We start from the raw sequence: 26,268 nt of genomic DNA, 5'->3' as shown, positions 1-26,268 counted from the left end.
ATGTAAATTAGTTCTAACGTTAAAACCAATTGAAAATAAGAGTTAAACTTTGTAAATAAACATAATGCAAAATTATACTTTAAAAGAATTTGTACTTTATTTCCTAAAATTAGGGACAATTGGTTTTGGTGGTCCTGTTGCATTAGTTGGTTATACACATAAAAATTTAGTTGAAAATTACAAATGGATTTCTGAAGCAGGCAGAGTTGATTTTTGGACAAAAGCCAATGTACAATCTTATTTTGATGGTTTAACAATTAAACCAATAAACTAAAATATTTTACAATGAACAGAAAAGAGTTTTTGAAATCGAGTACTTTATTTGGAGTAGCTTCACTAATACTTCCTACTACTAATGCGTTTGCTAAAAATTTAGCAGACAATCCTATTGATAAATTAGTAGATGCAAATGGTAATTACATTCAGCAGATTTTACCATATAGCGAAAGCTTTTTAGAGCCTTATATGGATACAGAAACCTTGCATTTGCATTATACTTTTCACCATGGAGGTGCGGTAAAAGGCGCAAACAAAGATTTGCAAATGATAAAAAAAGCATTGGACGATAACAATTTGGAGACCATTGATTTTTGGACAAAAAAATTATCCTATCATTTTTCATCACATATCTTGCATTCCATTTTTTGGACAAATCTTACTAATAAAAGCACCTTGCCACAAGGCGATTTACTAAAACGAATTGAAAAAAGTTTTGGCAGTTATGACAGGTTGAAAGTTTTAATTGCTGCCACTTCAAAAAATGTAGATGGCAATGGTTGGGGTATTTTAGCGTATCAGCCTTACAGCGATAGTTTAGTGATCTTGCAATGCGAAAACCACGAAAAACTAACACAATGGGGAGCAATTCCATTATTGGTTATTGATGTTTGGGAACACGCCTATTATTTAAAATACAAAAATAAGCGAACTGATTTTGTAGATGCACTATTCAATATCATCAATTGGGATAACGTGGCGATGCGATTGAACGATGCCTTAAAGCTGACCCGATAATAAATTGGATTAGCATTAGCATCAAATAAAAAATGCTACTTTAGTTGAAATAATAAATGATTCTTCAAAAATTCTTGTAAAAGGCATTTTTGATATCGTAAATTAGATAAATATGGATTTAAACAAACTAAAAGATCAATTACAGACTGAAGTAGATACTTCCTTTTTGTATGATAGCATTGCCGCAATTCAATCAGATGATAATCTTATAAGAGTTTTACGAGGTTTATCGGAAATAGAAAAAGGACATGCTAAACACATGCTGGATAAAGTATTAACGACTGAAAAGGATTATAAAATGCCTTTGCCTTCAGGAAGAGCTAAATTTCAACTGAAATCGGGTAAAATTTTTGGCTACAATTCTATTATCAGCAGTCTTTCGAGTATAGAAAAACAATTTGCTGTAAATGCAATAAAAAACAAAATTGAAAGCGGGGAGAAGCCAACTGGTTTTGAACACAATCATCTTAAAATTATTGAAGCCGTAAATAATAATGCAGCACTGAATGTTTCAGGTGGTTTTTTATCTAAATTTGAAAGTAGACACAAGACTGTTGGAGGTAATGCATTACGAGCAGCTGTTTTAGGCTCTAATGACGGATTAGTTTCTAATATGAGTTTGGTAATGGGAGTTGCCGGCGCTGCAGTTTCTAATAATACAATATTATTAACCGGTATTGCAGGACTTTTGGCTGGAGCAATTTCAATGGCTTTGGGCGAATGGCTTTCGGTGCAAAGTTCCAGAGAATTAAACCAACGCCAAATTGACTTGGAAACAGAAGAACTGGAAGCTTCGCCCGAAGAAGAAAAAAAAGAGCTTGTATTGTTGTATCAGGCTAAAGGAATGAATATTGAAGAAGCTAAAAAATTAGCTGAAAAAGCATTTGAAAATCCTCAAACGGCAATAGATGCAATCATTACTGAGGAATTAGGTATTGATAAAGAAGAATTAGGAGGTTCAGCATGGGAAGCTGCCACTGCATCATTTGTTCTTTTTTCCATTGGAGCAATTATTCCGTTATATCCTTTTATATTTTTAGACGGAAAAAACGCAATTTTATTGAGTCTTGGAAGCAGTGTTATTGGTCTTTTTGGAATAGGGGCCGCAATAACCTTATTAACAGGAAAAAGTGTTGTGTTCTCTGGACTTAGACAAGTATCTTTCGGATTGGTTGCTGCTGCGGTAACCTATGGAATTGGCTCTTTAATTGGTGTTTCATTGGCTGGATAATCGTAAACCTTAACTTTTAAACCTTAAACAAATTATATTATGAATGACGCACATTTACACATGGTGGTAAACCATTTTCCAATTATCGGGACGATTTTAGGACTTGGAATTTTAATAACTGGAATAATTTTAAAGAACAATTCGGTAAAAAATACCGCTTATGTTTTATTCATTGTTGCGGCTGTTTTTGCCGCATTTAGTATAGGAACTGGTGAAGGAGCTGAGAAAATGGTTGAAGATATGCCTAATATCGGCAAAAGAATAATTCATGAACACGAAGAAATAGCAGAAAAGCTAGCAATTGTATTGTATTTACTTGGAGCCATTTCACTTTTAGGTATAGTTTTAAATATAAAAAATCATTCTAAAGCTAAATTTATATCTTTTGTAGCCGTTATTGTAGCAATTATAGGTGTTTATTTAACAACTTTAGTGGGTACTTCCGGAGGTGAAATTCGTCACACAGAAATAAGAGAAGACAGCGCTGATTCAACTATTCAAAACAGTGTTGATTCAGAAAAAGGAGCTCCTGTTTCAAAAAAATCAGAGCCAAAAGAATACGACAGATAGTATTAATTTAACCCGTTGGGTGAATTAGTTTTTGATGATAATTTTCGTCAGTTCGAGTGATTTTCGTCAGAAAAATGTATCGAAAACTAGAAAGTTATTATTAAAAACGGTTCTCAATACATTTTTTGTTCCGTTTTACTGCACAAAAAACATTACCATTGACGTTTTGAATAATTACACCCGACGGGTTAATTTAACAATAAGATATCTTTAAGTTAAATTAAAAATTGGATTATAAATGTTTTATCTCTTATATTTGCAAAAGAATTTAAGATCAATACAATTACACAAAACATGTTAACAAATAAATTACATCATCATCATTTTCATTATTGCTCTCAAGCGATGTGTTAATGTTATGTGTGTAAATCATCATAATCTAAAAACCCGTTTGAGTACATCAAGCGGGTTTTTTATTGCCTAATATTTGTACTCAATCATAATATTCTAAACAAAAACTAAACAAAAAAATGAGTACACTAAAAATTGCAATTCAAAAATCAGGACGTTTAAACGAAGACAGTATCCAAATTCTAAAAGATTGTGGAATTTCCATAAACAATGGGAATGACCAACTTAAAGCGGAAGCAACCAATTTTCCATTAGAGGTTTTATACCTTAGAAACTCAGATATTCCTCAATATTTAATTGATGGAGTTGTAGATGTTGCCATTGTAGGAGACAATCTTTTGGTAGAGAAAGGAAAAAATATTAAAATTGCTCAAAAACTGGGTTTTTCAAAATGCAAAGTTTCTGTTGCTGTTCCAAAAACATTTGAATATACATCAATCAAAGACTTAGATGGTTTGCGTATTGCCACTTCTTATCCCAATACGGTTAACGAATACTTTAATTCATTTGGATTGACAGTGGATATTCACCAAATTTCCGGATCTGTAGAAATTGCACCAAATATAGGTTTAGCAGATGCTATAGTAGATATTGTTTCAAGTGGAAGTACTTTATTTAAAAATAATCTTAAAGAAGTAGAGGTAATTTTGAAAAGTGAGGCTGTTTTGGCCGTTTCTCCAAAAGTTACTCCAGAAATTCAAAAAATAATTGACATCCTTCAGTTTAGAATTGAATCGGTTTTGAGAGCCAGAAAATCAAAATATATTTTGATGAATGTTCCTAACGATAAAATAGAAGCGATAGGTAAAATATTACCGGTATTAAAAAGCCTCACCGTTTTGCCGTTGGCAGAAGAAGGTTGGAGCAGCGTACACTCAGTAATAGATAAAGATACTTTTTGGGATGTTATCGATCAATTGAAAGAAGCTGGAGCCGAAGGTATTTTGGTTTGCCCAATTGAGAAAATGGTTTTGTAAAGCTTTAGGCCATAAGCTAAAAGCTATAAGCCAAGACTGAAAGTAAATATTAATTCTGAAATAGCCTAAAGCATATAACTTAAGGCTTAAAGTATAAATAAAATGAATAAAATATACAATCCAAAACCAGAAACTTGGTCTTCCATTTTAGAGAGACCTACTAAGACTGTTGATGATATTGAAGCAACAGTAAAAGAAATTTTCAAGGAAGTACAAAAGAAAGGTGATATTGCTGTTGCAAAATATACTTCACTTTTTGACGGTGCATCAATCGAAAAATTAGAGGTTTCTAAAGCTGAAATTGACGAGGCTATCGCATCCATTTCTTCTGAATTAAAAGAGGCTATTCAACTAGCAAAGACAAATATAAAACGATTTCATTCTGCTCAAAAAACTGAAAGAGTAGTAGTAGAAACTATTGAAGGAGTAAATTGTTGGCAGGAAAAAAGACCAATCCAAAAAATTGGGTTATACATTCCTGGAGGAACTGCTCCATTATTTTCTACTGTTTTAATGCTTGCTGTTCCTGCAAAAATTGCAGGTTGTAACGAGATTGTTTTGTGTTCACCTCCGGATAAAAACGGAACTATAAATCCAGCTATCTTATATGCTGCAAATTTATGTGGTGTAACCAAAATTTTAAAAGTAGGAGGTATTCAGGCTATTGCCGGAATGACTTTTGGAACGGAAACGATTCCTAAAGTGTATAAAATTTTCGGTCCCGGAAATCAATTTGTAACTGTGGCTAAACAATTGGCAACACAATTTGGCGTAGCAATTGACATGCCTGCCGGACCATCGGAATTATTGATTGTGGCTGATGATACTGCAGTTCCCGCTTTTGTAGCATCTGATTTATTATCTCAAGCAGAACATGGAGCAGACAGTCAAGTTATTTTGGTTTCAACCTCAAAAAAATTAATTGATGCTGTTGAAAATGAAATCCAAATACAAATGGATGTACTTCCAAGAAAAGCCATTGCTGAAAAAGCCATTGCCAATTCTAAATTGATTTATGTTGAAAATGATACTATTGCATTAGAATTAATCAATGAATATGGACCGGAACATTTTATCATTTGTTCTCAATACGATGATTTTTACAGTAATGGAATTCATAATGCAGGTTCTGTTTTTATAGGGAATTATACTCCCGAAAGTGCTGGTGATTACGCGTCAGGAACCAATCATACCTTGCCTACAAACGGTTATGCAAAGAACTATAGCGGTGTAAATCTGGATAGTTTTACTAAAGCAATGACTTTTCAAAAGATAACTGAAATAGGAATACAAAATATAGGTAAAGCCATAGAAATCATGGCCGAAGCAGAAGGTTTACAAGCACACAAAAATGCTGTTACATTACGATTAAAAGCGATTGAAGATGGAAAATAATTTCGATATAAATAATTTAGTTAGAGAAAACGTAAAGCAATTGAAACCCTATTCTTCGGCACGCGATGAATTTGGGGATTTTGATACTGCAGATATGATTTTTTTGGATGCCAATGAAAATCCGTTTGAAAATGGGGTAAATCGGTACCCAGATCCACAACAAATGAGTGTAAAAGGAATTTTGGCAAAACAAAGAAATGTCAAAACGAATCAAATTTTACTTGGAAATGGAAGTGATGAAGTATTGGATTTATTATTCAGAGCTTTTTGTGAGCCAAAAACGGACAATGTAATCACTTTGCCTCCAACATATGGAATGTATGGCGTTTTGGCTAATATCAATGCAGTTGAAAATAAAGAAATTTTACTTTCAGAAGATTTTCAACCGCAAATTGAGAAAATCATGGAAGCTGTTGATGAAAACACTAAAATCATCTTTTTGTGTTCACCAAATAATCCAACTGGAAATTCATTTTCAGATGAAAGCGTGGCCTATTTGTTGAAAAACTTCAATGGTTTGGTTGTAATTGATGAAGCGTATATCGATTTTTCAAAAAAGGAAAGTTGGATTAATAAACTAGAAGAATATCCAAATTTGGTCATTACCCAAACACTATCTAAAGCGTATGGTTTGGCAGGAATTAGATTAGGAATTTGTTATGCATCTGCAGCAGTAATTTCGGTTTTGAATAAAATAAAACCACCGTATAATGTAAATGAACTGACTCAAAAAAGAGCTTTGGACAGGTTAGACAATTCAGAAAAGATAAAATCTGAAATTGAATCGATAATAACACAAAGAGAAGAGTTACTTAAAGTATTACTTAACGTAAATTTTGCTAAAAAAATCTATCCAACTGAAGCCAATTTTATTTTGATAAAAGTGGATGATGCCAATAAGAGATATGACGAATTGATTACAAAAGGAATTGTAATTAGAAACCGAACAACCCAACCTTTATGCGATAATTGTTTGCGTTTGACAGTTGGAACCGAATTGGAAAATAAAAAATTAATAGCAGCATTACAAAGCCTAAACGCTTAGTTAAAATAATTATATAATGAAAAAAATACTTTTTATAGATCGTGATGGAACAATGGTTTTGGAACCAAATAACTATCAATTAGACAGTTTTGAAAAATTAGAATTTTATCCAAAAGCTTTTCAATATCTTGGTAAAATCGCTTTGGAACTAGATTTTGAACTCGTAATGGTTACGAATCAAGATGGTTTGGGAACGGATTCTCATCCTGAAATTAACTTTTGGCCAGTTCATAATTTAATTATGAAAGCTTTTGAAAATGAAGGAGTTGTTTTCAAAGAAGTATTAATTGACAAAACATTTCCGCACGAAAATGCGCCAACTCGCAAACCTGCAATCGGAATGTTGACAAAATATATTGATAATCCGGATTATGATTTAGAAAATTCATTCGTAATAGGAGACAGAATAACTGATGTGGAATTGGCAAAAAACTTGGGTTCAAAAGCGATTTTTATCAACACGGACGAAGCTTTGGGAAGTGCCGAAATTGCTTCAAAAAGAGAAGAACTTGACTCGGTTATTGCTTTACAAACTACAGATTGGAAAGTAATTTATGAGTTTTTGAAATTAGAAGAGCGTTCTGCTTCAATAGAAAGAAAAACCAACGAAACGGATATTTATATTAATTTAAACCTTGACGGAACCGGAAAAAGCAAAATTGAAACAGGAATTGCCTTTTTTGACCACATGTTGGACCAAATTGCGCGTCACGGACAAATGGATTTAGAAATCCTTGTAAAAGGAGATTTAGAAGTGGACGAACATCATACGATTGAAGATACAGCAATTGCGCTTGGTGAAGTTTTTGCAAAAGCATTAGGAAATAAATTAGGTATTGAACGTTACGGTTTTTGTTTACCAATGGATGATTGTTTAGCGCAAGTGGCTATTGATTTTGGAGGCAGAAACTGGTTGGTTTGGGAAACCGAATTTAAACGTGAAATGGTAGGAAAAATGCCGACGGAGATGTTTTATCATTTCTTCAAATCTTTCTCGGATGGTGCCAAAGCCAACATCAACATCAAAGCGGAAGGAACGAATGAGCATCACAAGATTGAAGCGATTTTTAAAGCTTTTGCGAAAGCAATAAAAGTAGCCGTAAAACGTGATACGGAGAAAATGATCTTGCCAAGCACGAAGGGAATGCTTTAGTTTAAGGTGTAAGTTTTAAGTATGAGTTATTAAGTTTAATAATAAAATCAAAATGCTTAAAACTTCATCCTTACAACTTAATATTTAATACTTATAAAAGTGAAAATAGTAATCATAAATTACGGAGCAGGAAACATTCAAAGCATTATGTTTGCCATCGAAAGATTGGGATTCAAAGCAGTTTTGAGTAACAATCCAGACGAAATTAAAGCAGCAGATAAAGTTATTTTTCCAGGCGTTGGTGAAGCAAGTTATGCAATGAAAATGCTTCAGGAAAGCGGTTTAGATACTTTGATTCCTACCTTGAAACAACCCGTTTTAGGAATTTGTCTGGGTATGCAATTGATGTGCAACAAATCGGAGGAAGGGAATACAAAAGGATTGGGAATTTTTGATGTTGATGTGATTAAATTCACGCCAAAAGTAAAAGTGCCACAAATGGGTTGGAATCAAATTTATAATTTGAAATCGCCTTTATTTGAAGGTATTAATGAAAATGAATATATGTATTTAGTACATAGTTTTTATGCTCCAAATTGTCCAGAAGCCATTGCTACAACTAATTACGAAGTAGAATACGCCTCGGCATTGCAGAAAGATAATTTCTACGGAACACAATTTCACCCTGAAAAAAGCGGTGATATTGGAGAACAAATATTGGCAAATTTTCTAAAATTAAATGATTGAAAAATTCAAAGATTGAAAAATTAAAAAACTGAAGACATCTATTTTTTGTTTAATATAATTTGGTAAATCTTTAAATATTTCAATTTTTAAATCTTTTAATAAAAAAAATAATGAGAATAATACCCGCAATAGATATCATAGAAGGAAAATGTGTTCGTTTATCAAAAGGCGATTACAATACCAAAATTATATACAATGAAAACCCGCTTGAAGTGGCGAAATCATTTGAAGCACACGGAATAGAATATTTACACTTGGTTGATTTAGACGGTGCAAAGTCAAGCCAAATTGTGAATTATAAAATACTGGAGCAAATTGCTACACAAACCAAATTGAAAATTGATTTTGGTGGTGGATTAAAATCGGATTCCGATTTAAAAATCGCTTTTGAAAGTGGTGCCAACCAAATTACCGGCGGAAGTATTGCCGTTAAAAACAGAAAGTTATTCGAAAAATGGATTGCAGAATATGGTTCTGATAAAATCATTTTAGGAGCCGATGCCAATAACGAAAAAGTAGCAGTTTCGGGTTGGTTAGAAGATTCAAATGAAGACTTAATTCCTTTCATACAAGACTACCAAAGCAAAGGAATTCAGTATGTAATTTGTACCGATATTGCTAAAGACGGTATGCTTGAAGGACCATCTTTTGATTTATATAAAAAAATTATTAATCAATGCTCCGTCACTTCGAGCGCAGCCGAGAAGTTGGCGCAAGCCAGCGGCATAAAATTGATTGCTTCAGGAGGAATTTCTACTTTTGATGAATTACCAAAACTAGCCGAATTGGGTTGTGAAGGAACCATAATCGGAAAAGCAATTTACGAAGGACGAATTTCGTTGAAACAATTGGAACAATATATCATAATGTAGATTGTAAAGACGCACCGCAGTGCGTCTCTACATAAAAATAAATAAAATGCTTACAAAAAGAATAATCCCTTGTCTCGACATAAAAAACGGAAGAACCGTAAAAGGAGTTAATTTTGTGGACTTGCGTGATGCTGGAGATCCAGTAGAATTAGCCAAAATATATTCGGATGAAGGTGCTGATGAATTGGTTTTCTTGGATATTTCGGCAACGGAAGAAAGAAGAAAAACCTTGGTTGATTTGGTACGTAAAGTCGCTTCGACAATTAATATTCCGTTTACCGTTGGTGGTGGAATTTCATCTGTTACTGATGTAGAAGTATTATTGCAAAACGGAGCAGATAAAGTTTCAATTAATTCATCAGCTGTGAAAAATCCGCAGTTGATAAATGATTTGGCACAAAAATTTGGAAGTCAATGCGTCGTTGTTGCGATTGATGCCAAACAGATTGATGGACAATGGATTGTTCATTTAGTGGGAGGAAAAGTACCTACAGAATTGAATTTATTTGATTGGGCCAAAGAAGTAGAGCAAAGAGGTGCAGGCGAAATCTTGTTTACCTCTATGGACAATGACGGAACTAAGAATGGATTTGCAAATGAGGCTTTGGCAAAACTTTCGGAGTTAGTTAATATTCCTATAATCGCTTCTGGTGGTGCGGGAAACATACAACATTTTGTAGATACTTTTCTGGAAGGAAAAGCAGATGCAGCATTGGCCGCAAGTGTATTTCATTTTAAAGAAATTGAAATCAAAACACTAAAAACAGCCCTTAAAAACAACAATATCGAAGTTAGAATTTAATTAAGTAGTAAGTTTTAAGTATGAATTATTATGTGTTAATTACTTAATATTTACTACTTATGACTTACTACTTACGCCTTAATACTTAAAAAAATGAACATAGATTTCTCAAAAAACACAGACGGATTAATTCCTGCCATAATTCAAGATAGCGAAACCAAAACGGTTTTGATGTTGGGTTTCATGAATGCCGAAGCGTATCAAAAAACAGTTGATACTAAAAAAGTAACATTTTATAGCCGTACGAAACAAAGACTTTGGACAAAAGGTGAGGAAAGTGGCAATTTTTTGAATTTGATTGACATCAAAAACGATTGTGATAATGATACGTTATTGATACAGGTAAAACCGGAAGGACCTACGTGTCACAAAGGAACAGATACGTGTTGGGCTGACGAAAATAAACCAGATTATGGATTTATTTCAAATTTAGAGGACACAATCCAACTTCGAAGAGAAAATGCGGATTCTGAAAAAAGTTATGTAGCTTCGTTGTTTAAATTAGGGATGAACAAAATTGCCCAGAAAGTAGGCGAGGAAGCGATTGAAGTAGTTATTGAAGCCAAAGATGATAACGATGATTTGTTTTTGAGCGAAAGTGCCGATTTGCTTTTTCATTACCTTATTTTATTGCAAGCCAAAGGATTTAAGCTAAACGATGTTGTTGAAGTTTTAAAAAGTCGCCAAAAGTAAAATACATCAAATAATTTTTTACAAATACAAACCCAATAGGAAATTCATTTGCTATTGGGTTTTCTTTTTTCTTTTATTTCAAATCGCAATCGACTATATTTACTATTTATTTTTAAAATACAAGTACAACAATGCAAGTGATGAATTCAGATAATACCACATTTACCGAAGAATTAAATAATCCGATACTAAATACAGGGCTACATATAATCCTTACAACCGACGAAGATGATGCGAGACCGGTTTATATTTCAGGAAATTTTAATAATTGGCGTACTCAGGAGAAAGAATTTATGATGGAGAAAATTGGTATTGGTTTGTATCATTACAAATTTTCACATGATTTTGATTATCCTAAAGAGCTTTTGTATAAATTTACGAAAGGGGATTGGAGTGAAGTAGAAATTGACAGCCGTGGAAATCGTACTGAAAACCGTTCAACACACAATCATACTGGCATTCAAAAAGAATATGTAGCCAGATGGAGAAAAAACTGGTTGCCGTTTAAGCAATCTTTTTTGCCACAAGTTCAGTTAATTTCAGATGAATTTATAATTCCGCAACTCAACAAAACCAGAAAGATTTGGGCTTTGTTGCCTCATGATTATGATAATTCAAATGAAAGTTATCCGGTGATGTATTTGCAGGATGCCCAAAATTTATTCAATGAAGCAGCAGAATTTGGGAATTGGGAAATTGATAAAAAGCTGGCAGTTATGTCAGAGTATAAAATTGGAAAAATTATAATAATCGCAATAGAACACGCCGAAGAAGACCGTGTAAAAGAATACAATGTTGGGAAAACAGTATTGGGAAAAGGTCAAGGCAAAAAATACATCCGTTTTGTAACAGATACGCTAAAACCGTTTGTAGACAGTAATTTTCGAACCAAAAAAGAAAGGGAATTTACTGGAATAGGAGGAAGCTCTATGGGGGGATTGATTAGTATTTTTAGTGGATTGAGAAACCCCGAAGTTTATGGGAAATTAATGATTTTTTCGCCATCGCTTTGGGTAGTTCCAGAACTAAAAATCAATTCTGAAAAAGCCGATACAGCCGACACAAAAATTTATTTATATGCTGGTGGAGATGAAAGTGAAACAATGATTGAACATATAAAAAAGTTTCAGAATGATTTGATTTCAAGCGAATTTGTAAAAGACAAATCGAAGATTAATTTAAGTATCAATAGACAAGGGAAGCATAGCGAAACGTATTGGAGTGATGAATTTCCTAAAGCAATAGAATGGTTGTTTTTTAATACAAAATAACCGTAGAGACGCGATTTATCGGTCTTTTAGAATCGTTATCATGCAATTAGACGCGATAAATCGCGTGTGTACAACCGAAAAATTAAAAGAACAAATGAAAACAAATACAGTAATAAACTTAGATAATTTTTCAGGAACAATTTTAATTCCGGTTTTTGAAACCTATTCAAAAAGTATCGTTCCAATTGCATTTAATGGGCTGGAAATTACTTCTAAAGTTTTTTTCGGTAAAAAAGACACGCACTATTTAGCCGAAAAAAATGACAATACGTATGTCTTTATTGGCTTAGGTAAAACGATAGATTATAAATCGGTGCAAACTATTTTTCGTCGTATTTCATCTAAAGAAAAAGATAATTTTAGTTCGAATATAGCTTTAGTTATGCCTGAACAATTCACTCAGGATCAGGTTGAAGCTATGATTTCAGGTTTGCTTTTAGGAACATATGATTTAGGTCATTTTAAATCGGAAAAAAATATACATCCGTTTTTGAATCCAGATTTCACTTTGAGTTTAGTTACTGAAAAGGATTATTTGGCTATAGCCAAAAAAGGAATTAAAATCGCCAAAGCGCAGCTAGCAATCCATAATTTAGTCGATTTACCTCCAAATACTGTTAATCCAAAATACTTAGCAAATTGGGCCAAAGAAACGGGTGAAAAATATGGATTTGATGTAGAAGTTCTCGGTTATGAAGCTTCAAAAATAGTAGGTCTTGGTGCATTTTTAGCGGTAGGAAAAGGAAGTGAAAATGAGCCTCAATTTATCATTATGAATTACACTCCTAAAGAGAAAGTGGAACACATAAAACATGTTGGATTGGTGGGAAAAGGTATCACCTTTGATACTGGTGGATTAAACATAAAAACGGCAGGAATGGTCCACATGAAATGTGATATGGCTGGTGGTGGCGCAGTATTAGGAGCGATGCAACTTATAGCCGATTTACAATTGCCAGTAAAAGTCACTGCTATTGTTCCTTGTGCGGAAAACTCTGTTGACAGCAAGTCCTTTTTGCCTAGTGATGTGATTCACAGTTACAGCGGACATTCAATAGAAATCATCGATACGGATGCTGAAGGCCGACTCGTTTTAGCCGATGGATTATCCTATTTGATTAAAAATTTCAAACCGGAATATATCGTTGACATTGCAACACTTACAGGAAGCTGCGTTGGTACTTTTGGTTATGAATGTAGTGCTTTGTTCACCAATAATGAAGAAATGTCAAAGAAGTTACAAGAATCAGGAGATGCAATTGGAGAGCGTTTGTGGCCTTTACCGCTTTGGGATGTTTATAAATCAGACATTGAAAGCGATATTGCCGATGTGAAAAATTATAGCGGAAAACCAGTTGCCGGAGCAATAAGCGCAGCCAAATTTTTAGAATATTTTACCCAAGAACACAAAGCTTGGGCGCATCTTGACGTTGCAGGCGTAGCATTTGGCGATGATGAATTTGCTAAAAGTAAACATGCAACAGGGTATGGAGTTCATTTATTAACTAAGTTCATAGAAAATTTATAACGTATGGAAAACTCTAAAACCTTCCTTTGTATTTCAAATTATTTTAAGGGTGCCGATTTTTTAATTAATTTAAAAAAATCAGGCAACAAAGTCTATTTAGTGACGAGCGAAAAACTGAGAGACAAACCATGGCCACATCAATATATTGATGAGATTTTTTATATGGAAGGGCAAGATGTCGATTGGAATTTAGAGCATTTATTATTAGGTGTTGGCAATTTCATGAAGTCCACGAGAATTGATGCCATTGTAGCTTTGGATGATTATGATGTAGAAAAAGCAACTTATCTAAGGGAAAATCTAAGAATTGACGGAATGGGACAAACTACAGGACGTTATTTTAGAGATAAACTCGCCATGCGTATGAGAGCGAAGAGTTGCGGGATTCCAATTCCTGCTTTTTGTTCCTTATTTAATGATCATGACATCAATACTTTTGCAGATACAATTCCAGCTCCATGGGTTTTGAAACCACGCTCTGAAGCTTCGGCAACAGGGATTATAAAAGTATATGACAAAGAGAGTTTATGGATCCATATTAATGAAATGGGGAATAATAGATTCAAATATTTATTGGAACAATTCAAACCCGGCGATGTCTATCATTGTGATAGTTTGATTTCGGATAGTAAAGTAATCTTTAGTTTGACTTCAAAATATTTAGCCACGCCAATGGAAATTTCACAAGGTGGTGGCGTTTTTCGTAGTGCCAATATCCCTTATAATGCTGAAGATGATAAAGCCATCAAAAAGATAAATGAACAAGTATTGAAAGGCTTTGGATTGAAACATGGTGCAGCACATACTGAATTCATAAAATGCAAGGAAGATGGACAAATCTATTTTCTGGAAACGTCATCCCGAGTAGGAGGAGCGCATCTGGCAGAAATGGTTGCCGAAGCTTCCAACATTAATTTATGGAAGGAATGGGCAGCAATTGAAGATGCCTTGGTAAAAGAAACTAAATATACTTTACCAAAAGTAAAAAAAGAATATGCCGGAATTGTTCTGACTCTGTCGAAATTCCAACATCCTGATTTATCATCGTTTTCAGATCCGGAAGTTTGTTTCAGAGTTCCACTAGAATATCATGCTGGGCTGATTGTGAAATCGGATAAACAAGAAAGAGTTTTGGAACTATTAGAAGATTATGGCAATCGTTTAGCTACTGATTTTACTGCCGTTGTTCCACAAAATTCTGTTTCTAAATTGCATTAATGTTTATTCATTTATAAAAATTAATTTATAATTTATTTCAAAGTTTCTAATTCATGAAAAGAGATTTCAGTTTTATTTTTATCTCGTTTTTTATTTTTAATAGTGCGAATGCACAAGGACTACTGGGACAGAAAGAAGAAATTTTCACCAGACAGGATTCTTTACGAGGCAGCATCACTAAAGAAAGAGCATGGTGGGATGTAAAACACTACCATCTTGACATTAAAGTAAATCCTGCAGACAACACAATTACAGGCTCTAACACAATAAAATATCAAGTTTTACAGGAATACAATAGTATGCAAATTGACTTGCAAAATCCTATGGAGATTTATAAAGTCATTCAGGATGGTAAAGTTTTAAAATACAAAAGAGAAGGGAATACTTTTTTTATTGAATTGGTTGCTTCTCAGAAACCAGGAAATATAAAAGAACTCACAGTATTTTATGGCGGTAAACCTAAAGTAGCTGTTAATCCACCTTGGGATGGAGGAATTACTTGGAAAAAAGATAACAATGGAAATTCTTTTATCGCCTCTTCTTGTCAAGGATTGGGGGCTAGTGTTTGGTGGCCAAACAAAGACCACATGTATGACGAAGTGGATAATATGCTCATCAGTGTGAATGTTCCAAAAAATTTGATGGATGTATCCAATGGTCGTTTGTTAAGTGTAAAACAATTGAAAGATGGAACAAAAACCTATAATTGGTATGTGGCAAATCCTATCAATAACTACGGTGTAAATATAAACATAGGAGATTACGTTTTTTTTTCGGAGAAATACAAAGGAGAAAAAGGGGATTTGGATTGCAATTATTATGTATTGAGAGAGAATTTGGCCAAAGCCAAGATTCAATTCAAAGATGTAGCGCGAATGTTGAAAGCATTTGAACACTGGTTTGGACCGTACCCTTTTTATGAAGACAGTTACAAATTAGTTGAAGCACCGTATTTAGGAATGGAACATCAAAGTAGTGTAACGTACGGCAATGGTTTTAAAAATGGATATTTAGGAAGAGATTTGAGTGGTACGGGTTGGGGTTTAAAATTTGATTATATCATTATTCATGAATCAGGTCATGAATGGTTTGCAAACAATATCACTTATAAAGATATTGCTGATATGTGGATTCACGAGAGTTTTACAAATTATTCTGAAAGTCTTTTCCTGGAATATTATTATGGTAAGGAGGCAGGATATACCTATGTAAGGGGGATTAGAAAAAATATTGCAAATGACAAACCCATAATAGGCAAATATGATGTAAACAATGAAGGCTCAAGTGATATGTATTATAAAGGGGCAAATATGCTACACACTTTGCGCCAAATTGTAAATGATGATGCCAAATGGAGAACTATTTTAAGAGGTTTGAACAGTACTTTTTATCATCAAACAGTTACTACGAAACAAATTGAAGATTACTTAAGTCAACAAGTTGAAATAGATTTATCAACCGTTTTCAATCAATATTTAAGAGACACTCGAATTCCAACTTTAGAGTATTTTTTCAAGGATAACCAACTGGGTTATCGTTGGGCAAATTGTGTTCCAGATTTCAATATGCCTGTAAAAGTAACTCTGAATGGAAAAGAAGAATTACTGAAACCCGAAACGGAATGGAAGCGTATTCCTGCTAATGCTGAAAATCCAAAACTAGAAATAGACAAGAATTTTTATGTTGCCAGTTTTAATGTAACGGAGTAAAAAATGGATAAAGGTTGTGCTTCTCCAAATAAAACAGGGAACACAACCTTTTTACCTTTTCTTAAACTGAATTGGATTTTCACCCACTACTTTTTTGAATATTCTATTAAAGTAGGATAGGCTTTCAAAACCACATTCATAGCATGTTTCAGTTACATTTTTATCACTTTTCAAAAGTCTTTTAGCCTGTTCAATTCGATATTGATTTAAAAATTCAGTAAACGTTAATCGTGTCATTTTCTTAAAATAACGACAAAAAGCAGCTTTTGATAAATGAGTCAGCTTTGCAATTTCTTCAATGGAAACAGCCCTTTGATAGTTATTTTCTATAAATTTATAGACTACTTTTAGTCGTAATTGCTCCTTATTATTATATAGGTTTTCAAATGGTTTATCATGTAAAAGAGTCATTTCATTTGATGTTGCTAAAATTTGAAATAATGAGAGCACTTCTATAAATTGTTCGAAATGAGATAAATGGTGAATTTTCTGAAGTCTTTTACCAATTTTGTCTTTTATATCTCCATGAAAACAAACTACCTTTTTTGAGTTTTCAAATAATTTATAAATAGAAGCTAATTCAGGCGTTGTAATAAAATCATTTTTGAAAAAATCTTCTTTTATCTGTAAAACTACTTTTTCATATTCGGTTTTTATACCGTAATCAAAATTCAAATGAGGAATATTGGAACCTATAAAAACCAAATCACTTCCTTCAAAATCGCCCACATGATTTCCCACACGGCGTGTTCCATTTGGCGCAACAATGAAAGTCAATTCAAATTCGGGATGAAAATGCCAATAATAAAAATCATTCAATTTTGGATTTACTAATATTCTAAATGAACTTCCAGCTAATCTTTTTATATCCTCAAAAACTATTTTCATACCGTTATCTATTCTATATTGTTCAAAAATATACATATACTTGTTTAAAAGTACTAAATAAATCAATATTGTACAAATAGCAGTAAATTTTGTGAAAGTATTTAGTCTTCTCTTTTTCTAATTTTGAAATAGTAATAACACTAAATATCCGAACAATGGAAAAGAATGATAAATCAATGACACCAACAATGGTTCCTACAATGACGCAAAATAATGCCCATAAAGATATCCCAGGGAATCCATCAACAGCAAAATCCAGTACATCAAAATTAAATGATCGTTCCAATGGTAAACCTTTGCGGTTGCTTACAGAGGAAGATTGGAAATTTTGGATTGAAAATGGATACATTGTAATAAAAAATGCTGTACCAAAAGAAAATGCTAAAAAAATGGGTGATTTTTTATGGGAATTTGAGGAAAAAAATCAAAATGATCCTGAAACTTGGTACGCTCCGCCGAGAGCCGAAATGCAAATGAAAGAGCTTACTAATAGTGGCATGGTTGAAGTATACAATCATCAATACCAATGGGATAACCGACAAATGCAAAAAGTGTATGATGCGTTTGTTGACATTTGGGGAACCGAAAAATTATGGGTAACTATTGATAGAGCCAATCTCAATTTGCCAATTAGACCCGGTTATGATTTCAAAGGATTCATACATTGGGATTATGACCCGGAAACAAAACCTCAAAATGTACAAGGAGTTCTTGCATTGGCAGATCAAACTGATGAAAATATGGGAGGTTTTCAATGTATTCCTGATTTATATCGAAATTATGACACTTGGAAATTAACGCAGCCCGAAGATAGAAATCGTTTCAAACCGGATGTTACAGGACTGGAAGATAAATTTGTAAAAGTAAAAATGGAAGCCGGTGATTTATTAATTTTTAATAGTACACAACCTCATGGTATACGTCCAAATATTACAAAAGATAAAGTAAGAATGGCACAATATATTTCCATGATGCCCGCTGAAGAGGATAATGAAGAATTACGTCAATGGCGTATCAATTCTTGGCAAAACCGAATAGCACCGGAAGGATATGCATTTCCTGGAGATCCTCGTAATTGGGAACAAACTAAATATGAAACAGCCAAACTGACTGAATTAGGTAAAAAACTATTGGGAGTGACAAAATGGTAATAAAAAAGGGATACTTAGTATCCCCTTTCATTTTGTAATTATATTTCTTTAGAATATTATATTAAGTTTTTTTCAATATAATTAAAACTTATGGCTGCGGATTCTATTGGATTGGGTTTGTAATTACTCTCATGTTCTAAAAAGAAACGTTTCATTCCAGAAAGTTCAGCTTCAGCAAAAATAGCTTTAAAATCTATCGAACCAGTTCCAATTTCTGCATTAAAATTTGGATTAATTTTATCCATATCTTTCACATGCCACATTTTAAAACGTCCTGGATGTTCTTTGAATAATTGTAATGGATTATTTCCAGAACGAACTACCCAATACAAATCCATTTCAAAATCCACTAAGTTTTTATCTGTATTATTTAATAAAATCTCATAACCCGTAGTAGACTCAAATTTTTCAAATTCAAAATCATGATTGTGATACGCTAATTTTAAACCCGAAGCTTTGCAAATTTCAGCTGCTTGATTTATTTTTAACGCTAATTTTTTATAATCATCAATACTTTTTCCTCTTAAGTTTTGTACTATATAAGGTACTGTAACGTATTCGCTTCCTAAAATATTAGCAGTCTCAATATAAGACTTAAGAGATTCTGTTGAACCGTTTTCTATATATCCATTGAAATCAAAATGATTACTGGTCGCCTTTAAACCATTATCACACAGCATCGATTTAAAATCCTTTACAGAAGTACCAAAAAAACCATTCTTTGGGGAATAACCAAAAGTTTCTACTTCATTAAATCCCACTTTTCCAACTTGAGCTAATACCCCTTTGACATCTTTAGGTAAAGTGTCTCTTAGTGTCCATAATTGAATTCCAATTGGTCTCTTTTTTGTAGTAAATGCAAATGAAGGAGCAATAACTAATGCTCCCAATGCCAAACCGCTGTTTATTAAAAAATCTCTTCTTTTTATCATCAGTTATTTTTTTAAATTAGTTAAATATCACATATTATAATAGCCTGTTTTAAGGAAGCTAGTTTGTTTGGATTTTTAGGAATAAATTCTTGGCCTACAAATCCTTTGTAACCTGTTTTGGCAATCGCTTTCATTATTGCCGAGTAATTTAATTCCTGTGTTTCGTCTATTTCATTTCTACCAGGAACGCCTGCAGTATGATAATGCGCGATATAATGATGGTTTTCATTTATGTTTCTAATGATGTCACCTTCATCAATTTGCATGTGATAAATATCGTAAAGCAGCTTGAAATTTTCAGAATTCAAACGCTTTGCCAATTCCACTCCCCATTGTGTTCTATCACATTGGTAATCTTTGTGATCAATTTTACTATTTAAGAGTTCCATTACCAGCGTTACATTATGTTTTTCAGCCAATGGAATTAGTTTTTGCAAACCAATTATGCAATTATTCCAGCCTTCTTCATCCGTTTTACCTCTTCTGCTCCCGCTAAAACAAATTAGATTTTTATAACCTGCTTTTGCCACAAGCGGAATCATTTCCGTATAATTTTTTATGAGTGTCTCATGAAATTGGATATCATTAAAACCATCAACCAAATTTATTTCCGCTCCGTTGCACATAGTAGAAACAAGATCATATTTCTTCAATGTTGGCCAATCTTTAGGACCAACTAAATCAATTCCGGTGATTCCTATTTTTTTTACTTCGATGCAAAGAGTTTCTAGATCAAAATCGTTAAAACACCATCGAGCAACAGAGTGATTTATATTTCCTTTTAGCATACCTAATTGTGTTTCTGTTTCGTTTTTTGGCATAGCCAAAGCAGAAAACCCAGACGGAATCCCTAAAGCCGCTGTTCCGGCGAGAATTCCTTTTATTGCAGATCTTCTATTTAAGTTAGTACTCATTTTTTTGTTTTTAAATTGCTGAAACTTCTTCTTTTTCAATTTCAGTTTTACTTTTATCATTAAATAAAAGAGCAAAAAGTAAAAATACCCCGAATGCAATACCTGCTGGGATGATCCATACCATTTCCCAGTTTACAGTTTTTTCATTAATTCTGTAATTATCAGTAATCCAACCTGCAATAGCAAAACCAATTAACATTCCTACACCATAAGTAGCTAGTGTAATCAAACCTTGTGCAGCACTTTTATATTTTTCTCCTGCTTTTGAGTTGGTGTATATTTGACCAGATACAAAAAAGAAATCATAGCATATACCGTGTAACGCAATACCAATAATAAGCATAAAGCTCAAATCACTTCCGTTACCATAAGCAAACAATACATAACGAATAGCCCAAGCCAACATACCTACCAGAATAGTTTTCTTAAATCCAAAACGAGTAAAAAACACGGGAATTAGTAATAAGAATAATGCTTCCGATATTTGACCAATAGCCATTTTTCCTGTTGGATTTTCCACTCCCGCTTCTGTTAAAAATGGATGTGCATTTTGATAATAGAAGGCTAGGGGAATACAAATAAGAATCGATGATATAAAAAAGACAGCGAAATTTTTATCTTTCAAAAGTTTTAAAGCATCAAGACCGATAATATCACCAATTTTAATTTTTTCGGTTGCAGCAACTTTAGGTGGTGTTTTAGGTAATGAAAAACTAAACAGCCCTAAAATTAAAGCAGCAATTCCTGCCAAAAGAAATGTATTTTTCAGTAATCCCTGTGTAACACCTTCTGCAGAATCCCAATGAAATAAGAAGCTTATCGATAATCCCGCTAAAATCCAACCAATAGTTCCCCAAACTCTAATATTTGCAAATTCTTTTTCAGGATCATTCATTTGATTGAAAGAAACTGAATTCACAAGTGCCAATGTTGGCATATATAAAATCATATACCCTAAAACATAAGAATAAAAAATGCTAACATCATCCGAAACATACATTTGATACATCAAAAATGCTCCAATAAGATGAAGAATACCTAAAATTTTCTCGGCATTAAAATAGCGGTCTGCAATCAAACCAATAATAAAAGGAGCAATTATGGCACCCCAAGATTGTGTTGAAAAAACAGAAGCAGTCTCTGAACCTGAAGCATGCAAATTACTGGATAGAAAAGTGCCTAGTGTTACAAACCATGCGCCCCAGATAAAAAATTCTAGGAACATCATTACAGATAATTTAATTCGGATTTTGGTATTCATTGGTTATAGGTTAGTTAATATAAATGGTTTAATAGTTTTTATTTTTAAATTAATTCGGAAGAAATAATCTCGTCGAATTACAATTCTTTAATGACAATATTTCTGTACCAAACAGTATCGCCATGATCCTGTAAGGCTATTTTTCCTGTTTTGAATGTTGCAAAATCTTTCCAGGCTTTGAATTTACTTCCTGCAACAAGTGCTTTCCAGTTGTCATCCCAAAGTGTCGTTTTTACAACTATAATACCATTCAAAATAAAAGTTAATTCGCCATTATCACTGATTATTTCAGCTGTATTCCATTCGCCAACAGATTTTACGGGCTCAATATCGCTTTTTATCAAATCATATAAATTTCCTGCTCTGTGTTTGGTTATTTTTCCGTCAGGATGTCCGTCATTATCCAAAACCTGCATTTCCAAACCTGTTTCATAAGTGTTTTTGTATTTTTTAGGATCTTCATGAATATAGAAAATAATTCCACTATTAGATTTTGGTGCTACTTTCCAATCTATTTTTAAATGAAAATTAGAATATTCTTTATCAGTCACAATATCGCCACCTTGACCGTTTTCTTTTGCGGTTGGATCAAAATATAAGGTTCCGTCTTCAATTTTCCATGCTGCGCCTACAGTAGTTTTTCCGTATGTATGCCATCCCTCGGTAGTTTTACCATCAAATAGTGGTTTAAATTCTTTTTGGGCATTTGCTATATGTACCATCGCAATGAGAATTAATAAGGTTACAATATTTTTTATCATTATTTAATGTAATTAATTATAAAGTTAAATTTTTCCAACCTTGGCGGTATTCGCGTTTTACAAATTGATTTACGTCATCAAAATTGGTGATTTTCATATTGTCATTATCCCAAAGTAATTTTACTGATCGACCTGGATATTTAGTTTTTCCGATTACTTCTTTTTTAATATCATACCCTCTTATGGCCAAATTTGCCATTAATAATGCCTCGGTCAATGGACCGGCAATTTCAAAAGGAGAACTTAATTCATGTTTTCCATGTCCGGCAATAGAAGCTTCAACCCATTGTTTATAATGACCATTAGATCCGTCACTTACTCTCGCGTATTTTTGTGCCACATTGATGTTTTCATTTCTGCTAAGAGGGAGTAAACGAGGATTTAAACCGTAAGTATCACACACCATTTTTCCTTTTGTGCCAATAAATAAAGTGCCATTTCCTCCATCTCCAAAAATTTCGTTTGCCCCTAATTCTAAAGGTCTTTCAGGTTGAATACCCCCATCCATCCAATGTAAAGTCACATCACCATTGGTTTTATTTGTTTTGGGAAAGGTTAAAGTTACATGACTAGAAGGCGGACAACTTTCAGGGAAATAACCGCGTTTAAATTCGTCAACATATACAGACCCAACACTACATTGTACATCTTTAGCATATTTTAAGTTCAATACACTAAAAGGAGCTTCTATGAGGTGACAACCCATATCTCCTAGTGCACCTGTGCCATAATCCCACCATCCACGCCAGTTGAAAGGTACCAATTTATCTACATAATCTCTTTGAGGAGCTGTTCCCAACCATAAATCCCAATCTAATTCTGCAGGAATTTCTGCTTTTGTAGTAGGCCAGGGGATACCTTGAGGCCAAACTGGGCGATCTGTCCAAGTATAAACAGTATGTACATCTCCAATTAAATCGGCTTCATACCATTCTTTCATTATTCGGGTTCCATCGTTTGAAGCACCTTGATTTCCCATTTGGGTGACTACCTTGTATTTCTTTGCAGCCTGAGTTAAAATACGGGCTTCATAAATATCATGCGTTAATGGTTTTTGAACATAAACATGCTTACCCAATTGCATCGCAGCCAAAGTCTGTATAGCATGATTGTGGTCTGGAGTTGCTACTGAAACTGCATCAAATTTTTTGTGTTCTTTGTCAAACATTTCTCGCCAGTCTTTGTAATATTTGGCTTTAGGAAATGCAGTTACACTTTTTGCAGCTCTTATATCATCAACATCACATAAAAAACCAATATTTGCTTTTCCACTCTTATCAAACATGGCAATATCAGATTGTCCTTTACCACCCACACCAATACTGGCAATTATTAAACGATCACTGGGAGCGACAAAACCCCTTCCTAGAACATGTCTGGGAACAATCATAAATGCAGCAGCAGCCAAAGCACTTGTTTTTATAAAATCACGACGATTCGTTATGATTTTATTTTCTTTATCGTCTTCTTTTTTCATACTCATTATAAGATCTTTATTGTGTTTTATTATGAAATACAGAAATTTGCTATTGGTGCTCTAGATTTTACTAATGTCTAAGTTGAGTGAGGCCTTGGATTGTTTTTATAATCCAAGATTCTTCATATTAAAAGCTTTATTTGTTTCGACGGCTGCAAAATCATCAAAAGCTTTGTCTGTTACTTTTATGATATGATTTTTTATAAATTCAGCTCCTTCACGGGCTCCATCTTCTTGATTTTTAATACAACATTCCCATTCCATAACGGCCCAACCTTTATAATCGTATTGTGCTAATTTGCTGAAAATAGTTTTAAAATCAATTTGACCATCGCCTGGTGAACGATAGCGTCCTGCACGATTTGCCCAACTTTGGTAGCCTCCAAAAGTACCTTGTTTTCCTGTTGGGTTAAACTCGGCATCCTTAACATGGAAAGCTTTTATTCGTTCATGATAAAAATCGATATATTGAATGTAATCTAATTGTTGTAAAACAAAATGCGAGGGATCGTACAGGATACAAGCTCTGGAGTGATTATTTACAGCTTTTAAGAACATTTCATAGGTTTCACCGTCAAATAAATCTTCTCCGGGATGAATTTCGTAACAAAGATCAACACCATTTTGATCGAATTCATTTAAGATGGGTAACCAACGTTTGGCTAATTCCGCAAAGCCATCTTCAACCAAACCTGGTGGTCGCTGAGGCCACGGATGGAAATATTGCCATAGTAAAGAACCGCTGAAAGTTGCATGCGCATTTAAACCTAAATTATTAGATGCTTTCGCAGCATATTTCAACTGTTGAACAGCCCATTCTTGTCTTGCTTTTGAATTTCCATGCACGTTTTTGGGTGCAAAAGCATCAAAAAAATCATCATAGGCAGGATGAACCGCTACTAATTGGCCTTGTAAATGTGTTGATAATTCCGTGATTTCTAATCCGTATGATGCAATTGTGCCTTTTAATTCATCGGCATATGTTTTGCTTTCTGCTGCTTTTTGTAAATCGATGAATCGAGTATCTAATGTTGGCATTTGAATACCTTTAAAACCTAAATCAGCCGCCCATTTGCAAATTCCATCCAAGGAGTTAAAAGGAGCTTCATCGCCAATAAACTGAGCTAAAAATACTGCAGGACCTTGTATTGTTGTCATTTATTTATTTTAATTTTTTTATGAATTACCTTTTACTACAAAACGTAAGGAGTCCATTTTTTATCTGAATGTGCTGAAGTTACTACGTTATCAATAAACGCCATTCCTCTTAATCCATCTTCAATAGAAGGGAAGTCTAACATTTCAGGAGTAGGTTCTTTACCTTCTAATTTACAACCAAGTGTTAATGCAAAATTGCGATAGATATTAGCGAATGCTTCTAAATACCCTTCCGGATGTCCTCCCGGAGTCCTGCAATTATGCGTGGCAAATGATGATAAATGTCCGCCATAATTACTACCGGCTCTTAAAATTTGTGTTGGTTCATCTAACCATCTTACAAGTAAAGTATTGGGGTCATGTTGCAGCCATTCGATACCCCCTTTTTCACCATATACTCTAATTTTTAAAGCATTTTCCTCACCAGCAGCAACTTGCGATGCCATTAAAACACCTTTAGCCCCATTATCAAATTTCAGCATTACTGCTCCATCATCATCCATTACACGTCCTTCAACTAATGTATTTAATTCCGCACAAACATCTGTAATGTTAGCTCCAGTAATATATTCCGCTAAATGAGCTGCATGAGTTCCAATGTCTCCCATTACGGAACTTTTTCCTGCCTTTGTTGGGTCTGTTCTCCAAGCCGCTTGTGCATTTCCTTCTCTTTCTGATAATTTACTCAACCATCCTTGTGGATATTCTACCCAGACTTTTCGAATCTTTCCCAGTTTTCCCTCTCTCACCATAGCTTTCGCTTGCTTTACCATTGGGTAGCCAGAATACGTATGTGTCAAACAAAGTATTAATCCTGTTTCGTCTAATTTTTGTTTTAATAACTTCGCTTCTTCCAATGAAAAAGTAATTGGTTTTTCGATTACAACATTAAAACCATAATCCAAAGCCATCATGGCTGGTGCAAAATGCGCAAAATTTGGGGTAACAATAGTAACAAAATCGATTCGTTCGCCAGCAGGTAAAGTTGCTTCAGCTTTAATCATTTCTTCATAGGTCAAATAAGTTCTTGATTCAGGAAGAAACAAGGCTTTCCCCGATGCTATCGCTGTTTCTGGTTTTATACTCAATGCACCACAACTTAATTCTATTAGTCCATCCATATTGGCGGCTAAGCGGTGAATGGCACCTATAAAAGCATCTTGGCCACCACCAATCATACCCATTTTTAATTTTCTAATCATCTTTTTAT

General features: G+C 33.7%; 25 protein-coding genes. 17 read left to right on the top strand and 8 right to left on the bottom strand.

Translation table 11 applies throughout. From position 1 onward, the window contains the following. Positions 1–64: 64 nt before the first annotated feature. The 16 genes from ACNO7W_RS09130 to ACNO7W_RS09055 all read left to right on the top strand — a co-directional run bounded on the left by ACNO7W_RS09130 (position 65) and on the right by ACNO7W_RS09055 (position 16,516). The gene (locus tag ACNO7W_RS09130; protein ID WP_235890203.1) at positions 65–274 is read left to right on the top strand and encodes a chromate transporter; all 210 of its coding nucleotides are present in this window, start codon (positions 65–67) and stop codon (positions 272–274) included. A gap of 11 nt (positions 275–285) precedes the next feature. After that, positions 286–1,014, top strand: a complete 729-nt coding sequence (locus ACNO7W_RS09125) for a superoxide dismutase (RefSeq protein WP_417937914.1) — start codon at positions 286–288, stop codon at positions 1,012–1,014. Between the two features lie 112 nt (positions 1,015–1,126). Next, the gene (locus tag ACNO7W_RS09120; RefSeq protein ID WP_417937913.1) at positions 1,127–2,245 is read left to right on the top strand and encodes a VIT1/CCC1 transporter family protein; all 1,119 of its coding nucleotides are present in this window, start codon (positions 1,127–1,129) and stop codon (positions 2,243–2,245) included. A gap of 39 nt (positions 2,246–2,284) precedes the next feature. Continuing rightward, on the top strand, positions 2,285–2,815 hold the full coding sequence (locus ACNO7W_RS09115) for a hypothetical protein (protein WP_417937912.1): 531 nt from the start codon (positions 2,285–2,287) through the stop codon (positions 2,813–2,815). A 470-nt stretch (positions 2,816–3,285) separates the two neighbouring features. Then, positions 3,286–4,143 carry an ATP phosphoribosyltransferase gene (gene hisG / locus ACNO7W_RS09110; protein ID WP_417937911.1) on the top strand — a complete coding sequence of 286 codons (858 nt, stop codon included), beginning with the start codon at positions 3,286–3,288 and terminating at the stop codon, positions 4,141–4,143. Between the two features lie 102 nt (positions 4,144–4,245). After that, entirely contained in the window at positions 4,246–5,538 is a 1,293-nt protein-coding gene (gene hisD / locus ACNO7W_RS09105; RefSeq protein WP_417937910.1) for a histidinol dehydrogenase, read from the top strand. Continuing rightward, positions 5,528–6,583: a histidinol-phosphate transaminase gene (gene hisC, locus ACNO7W_RS09100; protein ID WP_417937909.1), complete on the top strand. Its 1,056-nt coding sequence runs from the start codon at positions 5,528–5,530 to the stop codon at positions 6,581–6,583. The genes hisD and hisC overlap by 11 nt, the downstream gene beginning before the upstream one ends. A 16-nt stretch (positions 6,584–6,599) precedes the next feature. Continuing rightward, positions 6,600–7,736 (top strand): bifunctional histidinol-phosphatase/imidazoleglycerol-phosphate dehydratase HisB, encoded by a 1,137-nt coding sequence (gene hisB, locus ACNO7W_RS09095; RefSeq protein WP_417937908.1) that lies wholly within the window; start codon positions 6,600–6,602, stop codon positions 7,734–7,736. A gap of 99 nt (positions 7,737–7,835) precedes the next feature. Next, positions 7,836–8,423 (top strand): imidazole glycerol phosphate synthase subunit HisH, encoded by a 588-nt coding sequence (gene hisH / locus ACNO7W_RS09090; protein WP_417937907.1) that lies wholly within the window; start codon positions 7,836–7,838, stop codon positions 8,421–8,423. Positions 8,424–8,533: 110 nt separating this feature from the next. Beyond that, entirely contained in the window at positions 8,534–9,295 is a 762-nt protein-coding gene (gene hisA / locus ACNO7W_RS09085) for a 1-(5-phosphoribosyl)-5-[(5-phosphoribosylamino)methylideneamino]imidazole-4-carboxamide isomerase (protein WP_417937906.1), read from the top strand. 46 nt (positions 9,296–9,341) lie between these two features. Beyond that, entirely contained in the window at positions 9,342–10,097 is a 756-nt protein-coding gene (hisF, locus tag ACNO7W_RS09080; protein ID WP_417937905.1) for an imidazole glycerol phosphate synthase subunit HisF, read from the top strand. A gap of 93 nt (positions 10,098–10,190) precedes the next feature. After that, on the top strand, positions 10,191–10,790 hold the full coding sequence (gene hisIE, locus ACNO7W_RS09075; RefSeq protein WP_143388272.1) for a bifunctional phosphoribosyl-AMP cyclohydrolase/phosphoribosyl-ATP diphosphatase HisIE: 600 nt from the start codon (positions 10,191–10,193) through the stop codon (positions 10,788–10,790). Positions 10,791–10,930: 140 nt separating this feature from the next. Next, entirely contained in the window at positions 10,931–12,061 is a 1,131-nt protein-coding gene (locus ACNO7W_RS09070; protein WP_417937904.1) for an alpha/beta hydrolase, read from the top strand. A 94-nt stretch (positions 12,062–12,155) separates the two neighbouring features. Next, complete coding sequence (locus tag ACNO7W_RS09065) at positions 12,156–13,589, top strand: leucyl aminopeptidase family protein (protein WP_417937903.1); 1,434 nt, start codon at positions 12,156–12,158, stop codon at positions 13,587–13,589. Between the two features lie 3 nt (positions 13,590–13,592). Further along, positions 13,593–14,807, top strand: coding sequence for an ATP-grasp domain-containing protein (locus ACNO7W_RS09060; RefSeq protein WP_314896749.1), 1,215 nt, complete (start codon positions 13,593–13,595; stop codon positions 14,805–14,807). Positions 14,808–14,860: 53 nt separating this feature from the next. Further along, positions 14,861–16,516 (top strand): M1 family metallopeptidase, encoded by a 1,656-nt coding sequence (locus ACNO7W_RS09055; RefSeq protein ID WP_417937902.1) that lies wholly within the window; start codon positions 14,861–14,863, stop codon positions 16,514–16,516. Between the two features lie 51 nt (positions 16,517–16,567). Here the strand turns inward: ACNO7W_RS09055 and ACNO7W_RS09050 are convergent, their stop codons facing one another. Continuing rightward, complete coding sequence (locus ACNO7W_RS09050; RefSeq protein WP_417937901.1) at positions 16,568–17,404, bottom strand: AraC family transcriptional regulator; 837 nt, start codon at positions 17,402–17,404, stop codon at positions 16,568–16,570. A gap of 155 nt (positions 17,405–17,559) precedes the next feature. Here ACNO7W_RS09050 and ACNO7W_RS09045 point away from each other — a divergent pair, with 155 nt between their 5' ends. Then, positions 17,560–18,555 carry a phytanoyl-CoA dioxygenase family protein gene (locus ACNO7W_RS09045; RefSeq protein WP_417937900.1) on the top strand — a complete coding sequence of 332 codons (996 nt, stop codon included), beginning with the start codon at positions 17,560–17,562 and terminating at the stop codon, positions 18,553–18,555. A gap of 56 nt (positions 18,556–18,611) precedes the next feature. On the opposite strand, the gene ACNO7W_RS09040 is transcribed toward ACNO7W_RS09045, so the two are convergent. The 7 genes from ACNO7W_RS09040 to ACNO7W_RS09010 all read right to left on the bottom strand — a co-directional run bounded on the left by ACNO7W_RS09040 (position 18,612) and on the right by ACNO7W_RS09010 (position 26,260). Then, entirely contained in the window at positions 18,612–19,487 is an 876-nt protein-coding gene (locus ACNO7W_RS09040) for a sugar phosphate isomerase/epimerase family protein (protein ID WP_417937899.1), read from the bottom strand. A gap of 20 nt (positions 19,488–19,507) precedes the next feature. After that, positions 19,508–20,401 (bottom strand): hydroxypyruvate isomerase family protein, encoded by an 894-nt coding sequence (locus tag ACNO7W_RS09035; RefSeq protein ID WP_417937898.1) that lies wholly within the window; start codon positions 20,399–20,401, stop codon positions 19,508–19,510. A 10-nt stretch (positions 20,402–20,411) separates the two neighbouring features. Continuing rightward, the gene (locus ACNO7W_RS09030) at positions 20,412–21,662 is read right to left on the bottom strand and encodes a nucleoside permease (RefSeq protein ID WP_417937897.1); all 1,251 of its coding nucleotides are present in this window, start codon (positions 21,660–21,662) and stop codon (positions 20,412–20,414) included. 77 nt (positions 21,663–21,739) lie between these two features. Next, positions 21,740–22,423: a 3-keto-disaccharide hydrolase gene (locus tag ACNO7W_RS09025; RefSeq protein WP_417937896.1), complete on the bottom strand. Its 684-nt coding sequence runs from the start codon at positions 22,421–22,423 to the stop codon at positions 21,740–21,742. Positions 22,424–22,439: 16 nt separating this feature from the next. After that, positions 22,440–23,900, bottom strand: a complete 1,461-nt coding sequence (locus ACNO7W_RS09020) for a Gfo/Idh/MocA family protein (protein WP_143388283.1) — start codon at positions 23,898–23,900, stop codon at positions 22,440–22,442. Positions 23,901–24,005: 105 nt separating this feature from the next. Continuing rightward, positions 24,006–25,058 (bottom strand): sugar phosphate isomerase/epimerase family protein, encoded by a 1,053-nt coding sequence (locus ACNO7W_RS09015; RefSeq protein WP_143388284.1) that lies wholly within the window; start codon positions 25,056–25,058, stop codon positions 24,006–24,008. Positions 25,059–25,093: 35 nt separating this feature from the next. Next, on the bottom strand, positions 25,094–26,260 hold the full coding sequence (locus tag ACNO7W_RS09010) for a Gfo/Idh/MocA family protein (RefSeq protein WP_417937895.1): 1,167 nt from the start codon (positions 26,258–26,260) through the stop codon (positions 25,094–25,096). Between the last annotated feature and the right edge of the window lie 8 nt (positions 26,261–26,268).

The organism is Flavobacterium sp. ZB4R12, assembly GCF_048276375.1.
Classification (GTDB): Bacteria; Bacteroidota; Bacteroidia; order Flavobacteriales; family Flavobacteriaceae; genus Flavobacterium; species Flavobacterium gawalongense.
Note: the sequence above shows the minus strand (reverse complement) of the source record. Positions and strands in the feature narration are given on the sequence as shown.

Excerpts from the sequence above, each read along its gene's own strand:
- ACNO7W_RS09020 (WP_143388283.1), bottom strand. The coding sequence starts at position 23,900 with ATGAAAAAAGAAGACGATAAAGAAAATAAAATCATAACGAATCGTCGT.
- hisD (WP_417937910.1), top strand. The coding sequence starts at position 4,246 with ATGAATAAAATATACAATCCAAAACCAGAAACTTGGTCTTCCATTTTA.
- ACNO7W_RS09040 (WP_417937899.1), bottom strand. The coding sequence starts at position 19,487 with ATGATAAAAAGAAGAGATTTTTTAATAAACAGCGGTTTGGCATTGGGA.
- ACNO7W_RS09130 (WP_235890203.1), top strand. The coding sequence starts at position 65 with ATGCAAAATTATACTTTAAAAGAATTTGTACTTTATTTCCTAAAATTA.
- ACNO7W_RS09125 (WP_417937914.1), top strand. The coding sequence starts at position 286 with ATGAACAGAAAAGAGTTTTTGAAATCGAGTACTTTATTTGGAGTAGCT.
- ACNO7W_RS09060 (WP_314896749.1), top strand. The coding sequence starts at position 13,593 with ATGGAAAACTCTAAAACCTTCCTTTGTATTTCAAATTATTTTAAGGGT.
- ACNO7W_RS09070 (WP_417937904.1), top strand. The coding sequence starts at position 10,931 with ATGAATTCAGATAATACCACATTTACCGAAGAATTAAATAATCCGATA.
- ACNO7W_RS09010 (WP_417937895.1), bottom strand. The coding sequence starts at position 26,260 with ATGATTAGAAAATTAAAAATGGGTATGATTGGTGGTGGCCAAGATGCT.
- ACNO7W_RS09050 (WP_417937901.1), bottom strand. The coding sequence starts at position 17,404 with ATGAAAATAGTTTTTGAGGATATAAAAAGATTAGCTGGAAGTTCATTT.
- ACNO7W_RS09030 (WP_417937897.1), bottom strand. The coding sequence starts at position 21,662 with ATGAATACCAAAATCCGAATTAAATTATCTGTAATGATGTTCCTAGAA.
- hisB (WP_417937908.1), top strand. The coding sequence starts at position 6,600 with ATGAAAAAAATACTTTTTATAGATCGTGATGGAACAATGGTTTTGGAA.
- ACNO7W_RS09115 (WP_417937912.1), top strand. The coding sequence starts at position 2,285 with ATGAATGACGCACATTTACACATGGTGGTAAACCATTTTCCAATTATC.
- ACNO7W_RS09015 (WP_143388284.1), bottom strand. The coding sequence starts at position 25,058 with ATGACAACAATACAAGGTCCTGCAGTATTTTTAGCTCAGTTTATTGGC.
- ACNO7W_RS09055 (WP_417937902.1), top strand. The coding sequence starts at position 14,861 with ATGAAAAGAGATTTCAGTTTTATTTTTATCTCGTTTTTTATTTTTAAT.
- ACNO7W_RS09045 (WP_417937900.1), top strand. The coding sequence starts at position 17,560 with ATGGAAAAGAATGATAAATCAATGACACCAACAATGGTTCCTACAATG.
- ACNO7W_RS09065 (WP_417937903.1), top strand. The coding sequence starts at position 12,156 with ATGAAAACAAATACAGTAATAAACTTAGATAATTTTTCAGGAACAATT.
- ACNO7W_RS09120 (WP_417937913.1), top strand. The coding sequence starts at position 1,127 with ATGGATTTAAACAAACTAAAAGATCAATTACAGACTGAAGTAGATACT.
- hisF (WP_417937905.1), top strand. The coding sequence starts at position 9,342 with ATGCTTACAAAAAGAATAATCCCTTGTCTCGACATAAAAAACGGAAGA.
- ACNO7W_RS09035 (WP_417937898.1), bottom strand. The coding sequence starts at position 20,401 with ATGAGTACTAACTTAAATAGAAGATCTGCAATAAAAGGAATTCTCGCC.
- hisG (WP_417937911.1), top strand. The coding sequence starts at position 3,286 with ATGAGTACACTAAAAATTGCAATTCAAAAATCAGGACGTTTAAACGAA.
- hisA (WP_417937906.1), top strand. The coding sequence starts at position 8,534 with ATGAGAATAATACCCGCAATAGATATCATAGAAGGAAAATGTGTTCGT.
- hisIE (WP_143388272.1), top strand. The coding sequence starts at position 10,191 with ATGAACATAGATTTCTCAAAAAACACAGACGGATTAATTCCTGCCATA.
- ACNO7W_RS09025 (WP_417937896.1), bottom strand. The coding sequence starts at position 22,423 with ATGATAAAAAATATTGTAACCTTATTAATTCTCATTGCGATGGTACAT.
- hisC (WP_417937909.1), top strand. The coding sequence starts at position 5,528 with ATGGAAAATAATTTCGATATAAATAATTTAGTTAGAGAAAACGTAAAG.